A 15361-nucleotide genomic window follows, 5' to 3' on the forward strand; every position below is an offset into this window, starting at 1 on the left:
TGACATTGTGTATTTCAGGCTCTATCTTGTAGAAAATCGAATTTCTGGTAACCTCAATACAAAGGATTTTTCACTATGGCAAGCGTCAATATTATCCGTCATAAGCCCATTCCCATTTTTTGTAGCACAGCCGAAGTCGTTATGACATACAACGACGACCAGGTCGTGCGCCTCGTTGAACCCAGCGGCAATGTGGGTACGCAGTATCCCAATGAACTCGGATCAGAGTGGTTTGGTACCATTGAGAACCTGAGTCTGGGGCTTGCTCGCGGGGGCGCGAACTGGGGCGATGTGTACAAAACCGATGTCCTGTGGACGACGCCATCTGATAGTCGTGACGACTGTGAGGCTTACCGAGATGCGTTCAATGCCGTATATGGACCTGTGATTGATGCTGTGACGGATTGTGAACTCAAATCCAATCGCATGGCGCGTTTTACCCATGGAGAAGGATTTCCAGATCCAGTAGCGCTTTTTGAGGTGGAAATTAAAGCGGTTAAGGGCGAGGATATTTCCTTTGGCGATGGGAAGATCGAATACGGTGCATGGACCGACCACCAGCCCAGTGGCGCGTCGGTGATGCACACCGATGCTGAGGGCAATACGGTTACGACACTCGGCGATGACCTCAAACGAGAGATGGAATTTGTGCTCGTAGAACAGTACGAAAAAAAGCTCGCGGCTGACAATGTGGATTTCAAGACCCAAACCGCGCATCTCGAGGTGCTCGTGGCGATTGACGACGATCCTTCGGCGACCTGGACGCGCATTGAAACTGTGCGCGAAGTGATTGCCGATTATTTTGGTGACCACCGCCCCGCAGGTAGAATTTATGCGGTTTCGCGTATTCCCAATCTCGATGGTATCGTTGAACCCCAACCGCGCTGTGTTACCGGCGATGTCGCTATTGATCGCTCGGGGGAGATTGTAGATGGTTTCAGTACCTGGACGGCCATTCGGCACCAGGGGATATCCGAGGTTCTCGTGAGCGGTGTTGGTGGCGATGATGCAGATGCTATTCTCAATACGATTGACGGGCATATCGTGGCAGCAGGCGGCGCAGGGTTGAAAGAAAATGGGGTTTTTAACAATGCGTACATTGTGGCTGCAGAGAGTAGTGAGGCTTCGCGCGACCGTTTGACTACGTTTAATGAACGATTCTCGGGCTATTATACAGGCGTGGCACCTTCTGGCCGAACTGCCCAATTTGTGCCTGGATTCATGCGCGAAGATTGCATCTGCGGTATTTCAAATCGCTCGATATTTGCGGGGTAAAATATCACCCTTTTATCAATCGCATCACTTCTTCAAATAACGCCCCGTTTGTACTTACGGCTTCGTTGCCCCAGATGGTCGCTTCGCCGCTCCACGTTGTGAATGTGCCGCCCGCTTCTTTCAGGATGGGCGCGAGGGCAGCACAATCCCATACGCTCATAATGGGGTCGAGCATGATTTCTGCCCGGCCGGTTGCGACGAGCATGTGGCCATAACAATCGCCCCAGCCGCGCACGAGTTTGGCGCGTGAGCAAATCCGGTTTATGGCTTCACCTCGCTTATGCCCATTTACGAAATCGGTCAAGATCACGGTCGCGTCCTGAATATCCGATATGTCAGATACTTGTGTGGGGCGACCATTCCATGTGCAGCCCAATCCCCTGGCAGCACAAATCATTTCATTTAGTGCTGGAAAATGAACGACGCCAACGGCGGGTTTGTCCTCGACCTCCACGCCGACCATTACCCCGTAGAGGGGTACGCCGTGTACGAATGATTTTGTGCCGTCAATAGGGTCTAAAATCCATCGCCGCCCACTTGTGCCTTTTTTGTCTTCGTGCTCTTCTCCCACAATGCCGTCGTCGGGAAAGCGCGCTTCTATCAATTCTCTCAATTTTGTTTCGGCTCCTTTGTCTGCAGCCGTTACAGGTGATTCATCCGCCTTTTCCTCTACTTCGACTCCGGTCTGGAAATATCGCAGTGTGATGCGTCCGGCTTGCCAGGCGGCATCTGTTGCAAAATCCAATACTTCTCGCAGTGTATCTGCCATTTTTTTTCCTTGAAAGGTATTCAATATGGAACATCCCGAACACAGCGGTGCGGTTCGCACCTATCTCGACGCTCTTTATGCCGATGAACTGCGCTATGTCGCGTGTCGGGCAACTGATCGCGAATCTTTTTTTTACTGGCAAGAGGAGGCGCGTCCTGTGCTTCAGCATCTGCTGGGTCTTGAAAGTATTGGCGCGTCTCTGGGCGATCACACGATTCAGGTGCAACTCGGTGTAGCGCAAGATATGGGCGATTATACGTTGCAACCCGGTGTTATTACTACCGAGCCGCGTTTTGGTTTGCCTTTCTGGTATCTCCAACCCAGGGGAGATGGTCCTTTTCCGCTCGCTGTTTTGCCACACGGGCACGACAAATACGGCATGGATACGTATATTGGCAAAGCGCGCGATGACGATCATCGCAAGAAGATTGAGGCCGAAGACCGCGATGTTGCTGTTCAGGCGGTCAGGCGCGGGTTTGCCGCCATTGCGCCCGCTGCACGCGGTACGAGTACTACGGCTATTCCCGATATTAACAAGCGCCACGGCGACCGCGATTGCCGCAGTCAATTTATGCACGCTTTGCTCGCTGGACGCACTGCGACGGGTGAGCGCGTGTGGGATGTGATGCGTCTTATTGACTGGGCACAGGATATTCCCGAGATTGATACTTCTACGATTCTGGTTATGGGCAACTCGGGGGGTGGAGTTATCACCTGTTATGCCGCCGCGGTTGATCCCCGCATTACTATTGCTGTGCCGAGTTGCTCTTTTTGTACGCTTGTGGGCACCAGTGGTTTGATTCACCATTGCGATTGCAATGGCGTGCCCGGCATTTTGCGCTTTGGCGAAATCTGGGATGTTACGGGTCTTATTGCTCCGCGCCATCTCTGTATTGTCAATGGGAAACAGGATACGCTATTCCCCGTGCCCGAAGTCGATCGCGCGGTTAAAGGTATCGCGCGTCTCTACGAGACCGCCGGTGTGCCCGACCATGTCGAACATCACTACGGCGCCGCGGGCCACCGCTTCTACAGCGATCTTATGTGGCCGTTTGTTGAAAAAGTGAGGTGACGGATGATGCTCATTTTGCCAATTCTTGGTGGTAAGGGTGTACCTTAACCCGCACGGCCCATTCGGTCCATTCTCGCTCGAGTGATTTTACCAATTCGGGATGTTCTGTTGATAGATCGCTGGTTTCACAGCGGTCTATTTCCATGTCGTAGAGTTCCCAATCTCCGTTGGGGTATCGGGTATTGCCTTTCAGCAATTTCCATTTTTCCCTGCGTATGGCGCTGGCTTCAAAGTGATCGAAGCACAGGCTGCGTTCGGGCAGGTTTTGCGCGTTGAATAGGGGAACAAGGCTCGTTCCTTCTTGCGGGTGAATGCGTTCTCCATTGTGCGTTTCGGGATATTCGGCTCCGGTAATTTCGCATATAGTCGGCATGATGTCAAACAGGTGCATGGGGGTGCGAACCCAGCGGTCGGGTTGTGCAATTCCTTCGGGCCAATAGGCGATGAAGGGGCTGCAATTTCCGCCTTCGTGGTTGTAGTGTTTGTACATGCGCAGCGGTGTGTTGCTCAGGCACGACCACGCGCTGCCCACAGAGTGATACGTGTCCGACCCGCCGATTTTTTTGAGTTCGTCACCCGTGTGGAGATGGGTGACTCCCAATCTGCTGCGTTCGTCAAATCCAAAAGGTCCCCATTCGTAACACGCGCCGTTGTCGCTTGTAAACAGGATGAGTGTGTTGTCCAGCTCTCCTGCTTTTTCCAGGCGGTCAATAATTCTGCCTATGCCGCGATCGATATGTTCGATCATGGCGGCAAAGACCGCCATGCGGTAGGCGAGGTCTTCCTGTCGGTCTTGGGAGAGATCCTCCCACGCGGGATTCTGTTTGCCGCTGTACCCATTTGCGATGGCATCATTTTCTTCGATGGGGACAAGTGAGCGCGGTGTGAATTGCCAGTTTTCCGTTGCCAGGCCAGATTCTTGCTGGCGCACGTAGCGTTCGCGGCGCAATACATCCCAACCTCGGCGGTAAATATCGAGATATGAATCGCGGGTTTCTGCCGGGGCATGTAGGGGGAAATGCGGAGCCGAGTGGGCGAGGTAGAGGAAATAGGGGTTGTCTTTTTGTTGTGCCTGTTCGATAAATTCTACGGCGTAATCGTTGAATGCTTCTGTTGCGTAGTATGCATCGTCGATAAAAGAAAGTTCGGGTGTTCGAGTTTCGGGATAGCGATGATAATAAGACGGATCCCATTGCGGTGCGCTGTGGCCTTTGATGAATCCGTAGTATTCGTCAAATCCCCGGTTTGTTGGATTAACTTGATCGCCAACGTGCCATTTTCCGACGCCGTACGTGCTGTAGCCCTCGGTTTTTAGGACTTCGGCCAATGTCACGCAGTTGTTGTTTAACCGTCCCAAATAGGCCGGTCCCCATTCGGCGGTTCGGTCAGGGCCCGTAAAATTGGCGATGCCAGCCTGATGGGAATACAGGCCTGTGAGCAGCGAAGCCCGAGAGGGACAACAGCGGGCAGAGTTGTAACTTTGCGTGAATCGCAATCCATTTGCCGATAGGCGATCCAGATTGGGCGTTCGGATCTCGCCACCATAAGAACCGAGATCCGAATAGCCCATGTCATCTACGAGAATGACGATGATATTGGGTTTTTTCATTTGACGCGCCGTTCTCGTTTTGGATATCCGAGGGATTTGTCAACTTCGTTAAAGAGCGGCTCGCCAGCCTGGTAGCGTTTCAGGTTTTGGCAGAAGAATCCAATGGTTCGGTTGTGTCGATTGGGAGAGCCACCGGCTGCGTGTGGGGTGATAATGGCATTTTCCATGTCCCAGAGCGGGCTATCGGGAGACAGGGGTTCTTTTTCAAATACGTCCAGGCCAGCACCGGCGATTTCGCCGTTTTTGAGGCCCTCGGCCAAAGCGGCTTCATCGACGATGGGACCGCGTGCGGTGTTGACCAAAAAGGCGGTGTTTTTCATCAGGCTCAGGGTGCGGGCATTGATGAGTTTTTCGGTTTCGGGTGTGTACGGTACGGCGATAAATACGACATCTGCTATTTGCAGACCTTCATCCAGGCGATCCATGTCCCAGATCGCTTCGACGTAATCGGGTTTGTCTCCGCCCTGTATATCCAGCGCAATCAGACGCGCGTCATAGCCCTGAGCGAGTTGTGCATAGTATTGACCAATGCCGCCAAATCCGACGATGAGAATGGTGGCTTCCAATAAGTCGGCGAGTGGTGGACGCGTCCAGGCATGGTCGAGTTGATGGCGAAAAGAAACGTGTAGCCCGCGCGTGAGGGCGGTGGTGAGTGCCCAGGCGTGTTCGGCGACCTGAACGGCATGGACGCCGCTGGCATTGCATAGTGTGATGTCGCTGTTGGCGACTTCGGGGATCAGTGCTTTGTCCATGCCGGCACTCGTGGATTGAATCCATTTGAGATTGGGGGCTGCATTGACAATTTCAGACGAAAAATTTCCAAATATAATTTCGGCATCTGCGACAGCTTCAATGACATTTTTGCCATCTGCCATGACAACTTCGGCGTTGGGAGCCGTGTCTCGCACTTGTTGGCAAAGGTCTTCATCGACAGGGGGGTGTAAAACAATTTTCATCTTTGTTCCTTTCTGTGGTGGATTATGACGGTTGTCGGTGAGAAATAAAGGTGTCTGGAAAATAATTGCAACAATAAAAAAAGCGGGTACAATGTGCCCGCTTTTTTTAGTCCGCTTTGTCAAGCGGGTATTAATAATTATAGCCGCGTTCGTCGTGGAGGGCAATATCGAGTCCTCCGGTTTCTTCTTCTTGCGAGACGCGCAGGCCAACGGCGGCGTCAACGATTTTGAGCAGGATGAAGGATACCACGCCGCAATAGACGATGGTGATAATGACCGCTATCAGTTGCGCGGTGAATTGACTGCCCATGGTCATGCCTTCGGCCAATCCCTGACCACCCAGACTTTTGACGACAAAAATACCACATAGCAGGGTGCCAATAATGCCGCCCACGCCGTGAACGCCGAAGACGTCGAGGGAGTCGTCGTAGCCCAATTTGCGTTTGAGTGTGGTGGATGCCCAAAAGCAAATCGCACCGGCAGCAAGGCCGATGACAATTGCACCTATGGGACCTACGCTGCCCGACGCCGGTGTAATGGCGCCCAATCCGGCAATGGTGCCCGTGACAGCACCTAAAATACTGGGTTTGCCGTTTTTGATCCATTCGATAAACATCCAGGTGGAGGTGGCGACGGCAGCAGATATCTGCGTGACGAGCATGGCCATGCCTGCATCACTATTGGCACCAGCAGCACTTCCGGCATTAAAGCCGAACCAACCGACCCACAGCATGGACGCGCCAACAACTGTAAGGCTGAGGCTGTGTGGCAATATTTGTGCGTCGGGATAGCCCTGGCGTTTGCCGATGACAATACACGCGACGAGTGCTGCGACACCCGCGTTGATGTGTACAACAAGTCCACCTGCAAAGTCGAGTACGCCCATGTCGCCAAAGAAGGAGCCGTCACCACCCCATGTCATGTGGCAGATAGGCGCGTAAACAAGAATGCCCCAGAGTACAGAGAATAAGAGTACGGCTGAAAATTTCATGCGTTCGGCAAAAGCTCCGACAATGAGCGCAGGTGTGATGATGAAGAAGGTCATTTGAAAGGTGATCCAAACAGTTTCTGGAATTGTACCAGATAAGCTATCGGCTGTTACACCGGATAAGAACGCAGTGCCCAGACCACCGATAAAGGAGTTGAAATTGGTAGTACCTGCTGTCATGCCATTGGTGTTGAAGGCGAGGCTATAGCCGATGATGACCCAGACGACGCTCAATATTGCGGTGAGTGCAAAACACTGCATGAGGACGGAGAGTACATTTTTGGCGCGTACGAGGCCGCCGTAAAAGAGGGCGAGGCCGGGGATGGTCATAAATAGCACCAGCGCAGTTGAGGTGAGTAGCCAGGCTGTGTCGCTGCCGTTGAGTTCGTGTCCATCGGCAAGCGCGAGGTCCGGCAGTCCTAAGACGAGCATGAGGCTTGCTAAGATGTAAGTGTGGCGTTTCATATTTGTGTTCCCTCCAGAGTTTTTCATTTTGTGGTTCTAAAGTGCGTCGGGTCCGGTTTCGCCCGTTCGAATGCGAACTGCTTGTCCCAAGTCTGTGACAAAAATTTTCCCATCACCTACATTGCCGGTTTTGGCTGCATGCTCTATCGCATCAATAGCGCGGTCAACTTCATCGTCATTGATGGCGATCTCCAGCTTGGCTTTGGGCAGAAAATCGACGATGTATTCGGCACCGCGATAGACTTCTCGGTGTCCTCTTTGGCGTCCAAAGCCGCGCGCTTCCGTGACGGTCATGCCCTGGATGCCGATGTCGCCGAGTGCTGCGCGCACATCGTCCAGCTTGTGGGGCTGGATGACTGCTGTGATGAGTTTCATACTGTACTCCTTCTTCATAAGGTGTGTAATCGGGATCGTCTTTCGATCCATTTCCGGGATGAGTATTATAAAACCCGATTTTTGAATTACAAAGAAAAAAAAAAGCGCACTTCATAAAAAAGTGCGCCTGGAGAGTTTTGTTTAAAAAATAAAAAAGAGCGGACACAGTGTGCCCGCTCTTTTGATTTGGCTGACAGTTTTTAATAATTGTAGCCACGCTCGTCGTGGAGCGAAATATCGAGTCCTTCTGTTTCTTCGTCTTGCGAGACGCGCAGGCCAATAATGGCATCGACGATTTTGAGCAAGATGAAGGATAAGACACCGCAATACACGATGGTGAAGACGACGCCGATGAGCTGTACGACGAATTGTCCGCCGATAGAATCGGCACTGAGTCCTTGTCCACCGAGGCTTTCAGCAGCAAAGATGCCCGTCAGGAGCGCACCTACAATACCGCCTATGCCGTGAACACCGAAAGCGTCGAGGGAGTCGTCATAACCCAATGCGCGCTTGAGGCTGGTGGCAGCCCAGAAGCAGAGGACGCCAGATGCCAGACCAACGACAATCGCGCCCATCGGTCCTACGCTGCCCGAAGCAGGGGTGATGGCGACGAGACCGGCAACAGCACCCGTGACTGCGCCCAGGATACTGGGTTTGCCGAGTTTGATCCATTCGGCGGCTATCCAGCCCAATGTTGCAGATGCAGTGGCGACCTGCGTGACGAGCATGGCCATGCCTGCGGCTCCGTCGGCTGCGACAGCACTTCCGGCATTAAAGCCGAACCAGCCGACCCACAGCATGGACGCGCCTATAACGGTGATTGTCAGGCTATGAGGGGCCATAAGTGTATCGGGATAGCCCTGGCGTTTGCCGATGACAATACACGCGACAAGTGCTGCGATACCCGCGTTGATGTGTACAACCGTACCACCTGCAAAGTCGAGTACGCCCATGTCGCCAAAGAAGGAACCGTCACCACTCCAGGCCATGTGGCAGATTGGTGCATAGACGATGATGGACCAGAGGATCGAGAACACAATCATGGCCGAGAATTTCATGCGCTCTGCAAAAGCACCGACGATGAGGGCCGGGGTGATAATGGCAAAGGTCATCTGGAAGGTGATGAAAACTGTTTCGGGAATGGTGCCAGACAGGCTGCTGGCAGTCACACCGGATAAGAACATGGTGCCTAAACCGCCGACAAAGGAATTTATGTTGGTCGAACCAGCTTCCATGCCATCGGTGTTAAAGGCGAGACTATAGCCGATGATGACCCAGACCAGAGTCATAATAGAGGTGAGGGCGAAACACTGCATGAGAACAGACAAAACATTTTTGGTGCGTACGAGGCCGCCGTAAAAGAGGGCGAGGCCAGGGATGGTCATAAATAGCACCAGTGCGGTTGAGGTAAGCATCCAGGCTGTGTCGCCTGAGTTGGGTTCGTGTGCGTCGGCAAGCGCGACGTTGGGCAAGGCCAGCAACAATGCCAGACCGATGAGCAGGGTGAAGATGTTATGGCGTTTAATCATTGTATTCTCCTGAGATATGATTGTGTTACAGTGCATCGGGCCCGGTTTCGCCCGTTCGAATGCGAACAGCTTGTCCCAAATCCGCAACGAATATCTTTCCATCGCCTACATTGCCGGTTTTGGCAGCGTTCTCTATCGCATCAATGGCGCGATCAACTTCATCGTCATTGACGGCGATCTCCAGCTTGGCTTTGGGCAGAAAATCGACAATGTATTCAGCACCGCGATAGACTTCTCGGTGTCCTCTTTGGCGTCCAAAGCCGCGCGCTTCTGTGACGGTCATGCCCTGGATGCCGATGTCGCCGAGTGCTGCGCGCACATCGTCCAGCTTGTGGGGCTGGATGACTGCTGTGATGAGTTTCATACTGAATTCCTCCCTGAGATAGTTGGGGTGGCGTAAACTGACGGTTGAATATATTAGGTGTATATTTCTTTACCGTTTCTTATCTGTTAAATGTGTATTACATATCGGTACGTTTATTGAGATTTTCCCATAAATTTTCGTATATTGTCCGGAGTACATTTTACGGGGAGAGTATGTGGATAAGCGTTTGGAATTTAAATACAAATTGCACGAGCGATATGCTGTTCAGGCGTATGATAACGCAGATGTCTGGGCTGGTAATCTGACGGTTGAGTTGGATGGCATTCGATATGATGCAGTGATGGCTCGGGCATTTTTGATGTCCGATAGTGCGGTAGAAGCGCGTGTTCGAGCTGAGTTATTTGTTGCGGATATCGATTTTGCCACCTGTCGCACAGGCGATGTGGAAGCGCGTTTGTGGACCGATGTGAATGATCGCGGCTTTGTAGATGAGCGGGGGGAATTTCGCACAGGTACAGGTTTTTACGTTTCTATGCATATGATTGTGGATGAGAGAGGGCGACCCGTTCTTTCGGGGAATAATCTGATTTTCGAATCGGATGTGATACAGATCGATCAGACGGGTGTTTTTCACTATACGGTCGAGTTTTCGGCTGATGATAAGGCAGTGTCAGATGCTTCAAAGGCGTGGATATCGGTCAATGATATTGCACTGAATCGAGATGGGGTAATCGCGATCAGCCCCGAACAGGTTCGCCGTTGTCTTTCAATTACCGAAGTCTGTGTGCGAAAAGTTGGCGCGCGTCTGGATGAAGATGGACAATTTGTGAGCGGTACATTTTGCGATGTGACATCGCGCCTTGGAGAGATGCAGACAGATGTGGTGTATTTGCTCCCTTTTTTTGAACCTGGATTTGGCGATTTACACACGGGACAGGATGTGCGCAAAGGCGCGCTGGGCAGTGTTTATGCCGTGCGGGATTTTTATCGGATTGATCCCGCTCTGGTCACGCCGCCAGAAGAGGTGGATTTTCTTTCGCTGGTGTCGGATGGGTTGATTACCGACTTGGATTTGCAGACTTTATTGCACGAGCGACAGTTGTCGAGGTTGCGCAAGGTCGATGATTTTAACAATTTTCGCACATTCAAAGAACTGATTGATTGGGTTGGACGCGATACGCTGATGCAGTTGATTGGGCGTGCGGAATTGCGTGCGCTAACGCGGCGGGCACACGCGCTGGGCAAGCAGGTGATTTTCGATCTGGTGTTGATGCAAACCAGTCGCGATTGTCCGTTGATTGAACAATATCCCGATTGGTATGTGATGGATGAGCACGGGCAGCCCAAAATTCATCAGATTGCATGGCTGGTTTATTCGGATGTGGCGTTGCTCGACTTGCCTTTTAACAGGCCCTTGCAAAATTATCTGTCGGGAATCGCGCCTTTTTGGATGCGTACTTGTGATCTGGATGGGGTGCGTATTGACGCGAGCCAAACTGTGGATCGGCCATTTTTGAAGCAGATTAAAAACCGCATCAATGCGGTTAAACCCGATGCGCTCGTTTTGGGCGAAACTCTGTGCGAGTTAGGTGAGGCAGTGGATATTCCGGTGGATATGATTTATGCATTGCTGGTGGATTTTCATCGGGATGCGGAATACGGAAATCAATATGCCGACTTTTTAGAACGCACTTCTGGCACATTTGCACCTCGCACGGTGGCAATGGCCTATTTTGAGAATCACGATAGCCCGCGCGCGACAAAAATTTGGCGAGATTGCTATCATTCCCGGACGCTGGCACTGCTGCGCAATATCCAGTGTTCGCTGATCAATGCGACGGCGGGTACGGCACATTGTGTGAATTTGGCGTATGCTTTAGAGTGGGGTTCAGAATGGGGCGAGGAGGCGCGCACTGATTTTGAAGCATCCACATTGTTGCATCCCGAGTGGGCCGATAGAGAACCCCATTCACAGCTTGTTGCCGCTTATGAGGCTTTGCACAGGTTTGTGAGCCAGCGGCCTGAGTTGCAAACCGGGCATGTTTATTTTCATCGCAATACCGACTCTGAAGACCGCGTTTTTGCCTATACGCGCTATACCCGGCATTCGGGCTTGTTGGTGGTGCACAATCTGGATGCGCGTTTTGTTAGAGAAGTTGTCTGTCCAATTCATCTCTTGCCAGATGTTTTGCTATTGCGTATAGACCGGGTTCCCGCGTACGATACTTATGAATTTTTTCATGGATCGGATTCTGATTGCATCGCGTTGACGGATGAAGGTGTGTCGATGAAATTGCAACCCCTTCAAAGTGTGGTGATAAAGCTGGTGTTTAGATGCGAAGAATAAGATGACGAGTTCAATAATTGGAGGGCATGGCTATGAGTTCAGTAGTGGAGTATCCAGCAGGGGCGGATCAAATTGATCACGAGATGCCTTTGGAGTCGTTTGACCCGGGGCGAATTTTGGAAAAATTAGATCTGACGGGTTTGGAGGGGGCAAAACGGGCTGCAGATGCTGGAGATAGAATTGGCGCACTTACAGCTTTGCGTGATTATTATCGAGCGAAATATCCACTGGATGGGGCGTCTGGAGAAGACGATTTTGTGGGTGCAGTACCTGAAGGTACTTTTGAAACAGCCGACAAAATTTGTCAGCGCATTATTCAGTGGGGACCTTATGAAGAGGCGCGCTATGGCGATGATTTTGACTGGGAATGGGATCCCCGCGGCGATATTGAATGGGTTGCGGCTGTGTACCGTTTTTATTGGGCTGCACCGCTCGCACAGGCTTATGCTGCGACGCGCGATGAAAAATACGCCCAGACATTTGTGGAGATGACGACGGATTGGATTTCAAAACATCCGCTGGAAAATCACACGAAAACCCATTCCGTTTATACGTACTGGAAGGGGTTTGTCTGGCTGGATATTCAGACGGGTATTCGAGCGACGAATATCTGTTCGGCATTTCGCAGTTTGGTTCATGCCGAGGCATTTACGCCCGAGTTCCTCGGTATGTTGCTGGCAAGTCTGTATGATCATCAGGTTAAGACAAAGCAGATTCCGATGGGGTTGATTCACAATAAGGCAGTGTTTGAACAGCGGGGATTTATCAATATTGCCTATACGTTCCGGGAGTTTGTGGAATCGCGTGAATGGATGGAATTGGCACTGGAGCGGGTTGAAGAGAATTTTCTGGCGCAGACAACAACAGATGGCGTTCAGCGAGAGTGGTCTTTTGGGTATCATGTGGGTGTGTTGCGAGATGCTGTGGAGATTTTTGGACGCATGGATACTTTTGGTATTGAGATTTCAGAGGCGTTCCGCGAGCGCGTGCGGTTGATGCACGATTATATTTTTTGGATTGCGTCGCCCGATCTGGGTGCGCCTATGTTTGGCGATGGGTCGCGTTCGTTGCCTGAGACGGATGATCGCTCAAAGTGGGATCTTTATGACTCACTTGTCGAAGCTACAGAATTGCTGGGTGATCCCAAATACGCCGCGCGGGCGACCCTGGATCGGAAATTTTTACCCGAGCAAAAGAGTCGTGCATTTCAAGAGGCCGGTTTGTATGTGATGCGCGATGATTGGGGACCCGATCAGATTCACATGGCGCTGCATTGTTCACCGCCCGCGATTTCGAGTCACGATCAACCGGATAATGGGACGTTTGAATTGTACGCTTATGGGCACTGGTTGATGTCTGATACGGGTTTTTACACTTATGGTCACGATGCAGAAGGCCGCGCGTGGCACCGGCAGACGACAGTGCATCAAACTCTGACATTGGACGGTGGGGATACGTCCGATGATGGGCGGCATTTGTTGTGGGTGTCAGAAGGGGCTGATAGCGATGTGCTGGTCGTGGAGAATGGATCGTATCCGGGATTGATTCACCGCCGTTCGGTGTGGTTTGTCAATCGACAATTTTTCGCGTTTTTGGATGAAGGGATTGGCAATGTCCCTGGGCAACTTGATTTGCATTTCCAATTTGCGCCGGGCGATGTGGTATTTGACGAGGCGGGAAGGCGTGCTTTTACGCAATTTGACGACGCTAATGTGCTGGTGCAGGCTGGTGCAAATTGCGAGACGTGTATGGCAGAAGAAGAGGGATGGTTTGCCTGGACTTATGGTTCGCGTGTGCCGCGCAAAGCATTTCGTTTTGCGCTGAACCAGCAGGCACCGACAGCGTTTTTGACTGTGGTTGTGCCCTATCGCGGGACAGATGTTCCCGGCGTTGTAGCCGAATTGTCCGATGTATTTCGCGCTGGAGATGACCGCGTTGAATTGGCTGTTGAGGCTTTTGAGAAGACCTGGACGCTTGGACGAGATCTATCTTCGGGTGAGGCATGGGTGCGAATAGACGAATAGACGAATAGACGAATAGACGAATGGCGATGCATACTGATTTTGGGAGGATGGGCGGGGTTCGTTGATTCGTTGATTCGTTGATTCGTAGAATGGAGCCTGCTATGGATTTACAACTCCCTGAAGTTGGTATCCCCGATCGCGTCAGTATGACCGGACCTTTGCCGGCCAACCAAAAAGCCGTCTATGCCGAACTCGATGGGCCAGGCTGTATTCAGCACCTTTGGGTCGTACTGTCGCGGCCAGAGCGCATACCCATGACCAGCCGCAAAGTGCTTATCCGCATCTATTTTGATGATGAGCCGACCCCCTATGTTGAGGCGCCCGTCGGTGACTTTTTTGGGGTTATGCATGGCCAGGGCTGGTATCCGATAGATACCCACTTCCTATCGGTCAAGGCCTGGATTGGCTACAACTGCTACTTCCAGATGCCCTTCGCCCGATCCGCACGGGTTGAGTTTGAAGCCGGACCCGAAGAGAACCGCGCCTACCTGCAGGTGGATTGGCACCGTTACCCCAATCAGACGCTGAGTGAACGGCGACGTTTCTGCGCCCGTTGGCGGCGAGAAATGCCGACCCAGCGCTACGGTGAAGACTTTCTGATGCTGGATGCCGACGGGCCAGGAGAGTTGTTGGGCTTTGTGTACGGCGTGCGGTTGCTCGATGATGTCGATCGCTGGAGCCACGGCGGGGCTGAAAATATCTACATCGATGGAGAGGGCGAACACCCGGCCTTTTTGCGCGGTATTGGGGGTGAGGATACCTTTGGGGCTGGCTACGGGGGAGCCTTGCATCCACCCGAAACCCATCACTACGCCGCAATGCCTTACTATGTGCATGAGGATGTGGGACAGGCGCGCCCGGCGCAACGGTTGGTGGGCTACCGCTTCTTCGAAAAGGATTCTCTTCCCTTCCAGCAATCGATTCACATGCGCTTCGGCTGTATGGCAAACGATATCTGCTCTACCGTCTATTGGTACCAGGAGGACGCCGTGCGACCGTTCTTCGCTATGCCCGATTGGTCGCAGCTGCTGCCCGGTGTCGAACTGCCGCGCGGGACCCATGATCTGCCGCTGCCAGCCAGCGGCGAATGGTGGCTATGCGGCCCTTTCGCCAATCACAACGGTCAAGCGATGGAAACGGCCTTGCCTCCGGAGACGGCCTTTCATATAGAAGCGACGTTTGATGGTTTGCACGGTGAAGAGTCGGCCTGGTTGACCGCTGGCTCACGACAACGGGGACGGGACGTAGCGCGTTGGGTCAAACGCGCCGCTCACCACGGCTTTGTCGATTTTAACCATGTGTTTCGGCCCTGGGGTCCGGGTGTGGGCAATACCGATGTGGGCGCAGCGCTTGCCCGCTGCGTCTTACATGCACCTGCAGATATGACGGCAAATCTGCGTGTGGCCTGGGATGACGCTTTGATTCTGCGCGTAAATGATGAGGTTTTCGATCTGGGTCACCACTACGCCTTTCGAGCCCAGAGCATTCCGGTGACGCTTCGGGCAGGTGCCAATTCCATCGTGCTCAAGCTCAGTAACGACCGGGGCTCCAATCACGGCGGCTGGGCGTTTGCTTTCCGGGCCACAACAGCCGATGGAGTCGTTCTGGTTCCCCAGGTAGCGTAAAA

12 protein-coding genes are annotated in these 15361 nt (G+C 52.4%); 5 read left to right on the forward strand and 7 right to left on the reverse strand.

What is annotated here, in order from left to right:
* Window positions 1–75 precede the first annotated feature (75 nt).
* Window positions 76–1275 (forward strand): hypothetical protein, encoded by a 1200-nt coding sequence (locus F4Y39_09480; GenBank protein MYC13941.1) that lies wholly within the window; start codon window positions 76–78, stop codon window positions 1273–1275.
* A gap of 4 nt (window positions 1276–1279) precedes the next feature.
* On the opposite strand, the gene F4Y39_09485 is transcribed toward F4Y39_09480, so the two are convergent.
* Window positions 1280–2044, reverse strand: coding sequence for an inositol monophosphatase family protein (locus F4Y39_09485; protein MYC13942.1), 765 nt, complete (start codon window positions 2042–2044; stop codon window positions 1280–1282).
* Window positions 2045–2069: 25 nt separating this feature from the next.
* On the opposite strand from F4Y39_09485, the gene F4Y39_09490 reads away from it, so the two are divergent.
* Window positions 2070–3116: a hypothetical protein gene (locus tag F4Y39_09490; protein MYC13943.1), complete on the forward strand. Its 1047-nt coding sequence runs from the start codon at window positions 2070–2072 to the stop codon at window positions 3114–3116.
* A gap of 10 nt (window positions 3117–3126) precedes the next feature.
* On the opposite strand, the gene F4Y39_09495 is transcribed toward F4Y39_09490, so the two are convergent.
* The 6 genes from F4Y39_09495 to F4Y39_09520 form a co-directional block, all read right to left on the reverse strand.
* Entirely contained in the window at window positions 3127–4725 is a 1599-nt protein-coding gene (locus tag F4Y39_09495) for an arylsulfatase (GenBank protein MYC13944.1), read from the reverse strand.
* Entirely contained in the window at window positions 4722–5681 is a 960-nt protein-coding gene (locus F4Y39_09500; protein ID MYC13945.1) for a D-2-hydroxyacid dehydrogenase, read from the reverse strand. Before F4Y39_09500 ends, F4Y39_09495 begins: the two co-directional genes overlap by 4 nt.
* Window positions 5682–5811: 130 nt before the next feature.
* Window positions 5812–7134: an ammonium transporter gene (locus F4Y39_09505; protein MYC13946.1), complete on the reverse strand. Its 1323-nt coding sequence runs from the start codon at window positions 7132–7134 to the stop codon at window positions 5812–5814.
* A 36-nt stretch (window positions 7135–7170) separates the two neighbouring features.
* A complete protein-coding gene (locus F4Y39_09510; protein ID MYC13947.1) occupies window positions 7171–7509 on the reverse strand; it encodes a P-II family nitrogen regulator in 339 nt (112 codons plus the stop codon).
* Between the two features lie 200 nt (window positions 7510–7709).
* Window positions 7710–9038: an ammonium transporter gene (locus F4Y39_09515; GenBank protein ID MYC13948.1), complete on the reverse strand. Its 1329-nt coding sequence runs from the start codon at window positions 9036–9038 to the stop codon at window positions 7710–7712.
* Between the two features lie 25 nt (window positions 9039–9063).
* On the reverse strand, window positions 9064–9402 hold the full coding sequence (locus F4Y39_09520; GenBank protein MYC13949.1) for a P-II family nitrogen regulator: 339 nt from the start codon (window positions 9400–9402) through the stop codon (window positions 9064–9066).
* A 175-nt stretch (window positions 9403–9577) separates the two neighbouring features.
* Between F4Y39_09520 and F4Y39_09525 the strand changes: the two genes are divergently transcribed.
* From F4Y39_09525 to F4Y39_09535, 3 genes are all read left to right on the forward strand, one after another.
* Complete coding sequence (locus F4Y39_09525) at window positions 9578–11710, forward strand: hypothetical protein (GenBank protein ID MYC13950.1); 2133 nt, start codon at window positions 9578–9580, stop codon at window positions 11708–11710.
* A gap of 26 nt (window positions 11711–11736) precedes the next feature.
* Window positions 11737–13734: a hypothetical protein gene (locus F4Y39_09530; GenBank protein ID MYC13951.1), complete on the forward strand. Its 1998-nt coding sequence runs from the start codon at window positions 11737–11739 to the stop codon at window positions 13732–13734.
* Between the two features lie 89 nt (window positions 13735–13823).
* A complete protein-coding gene (locus tag F4Y39_09535) occupies window positions 13824–15359 on the forward strand; it encodes a DUF2961 domain-containing protein (protein ID MYC13952.1) in 1536 nt (511 codons plus the stop codon).
* Window positions 15360–15361: the final 2 nt, after the last annotated feature.

The organism is Gemmatimonadota bacterium, assembly GCA_009838845.1.
In the GTDB taxonomy this organism is placed as follows: Bacteria; Latescibacterota; UBA2968; order UBA2968; family UBA2968; genus VXRD01.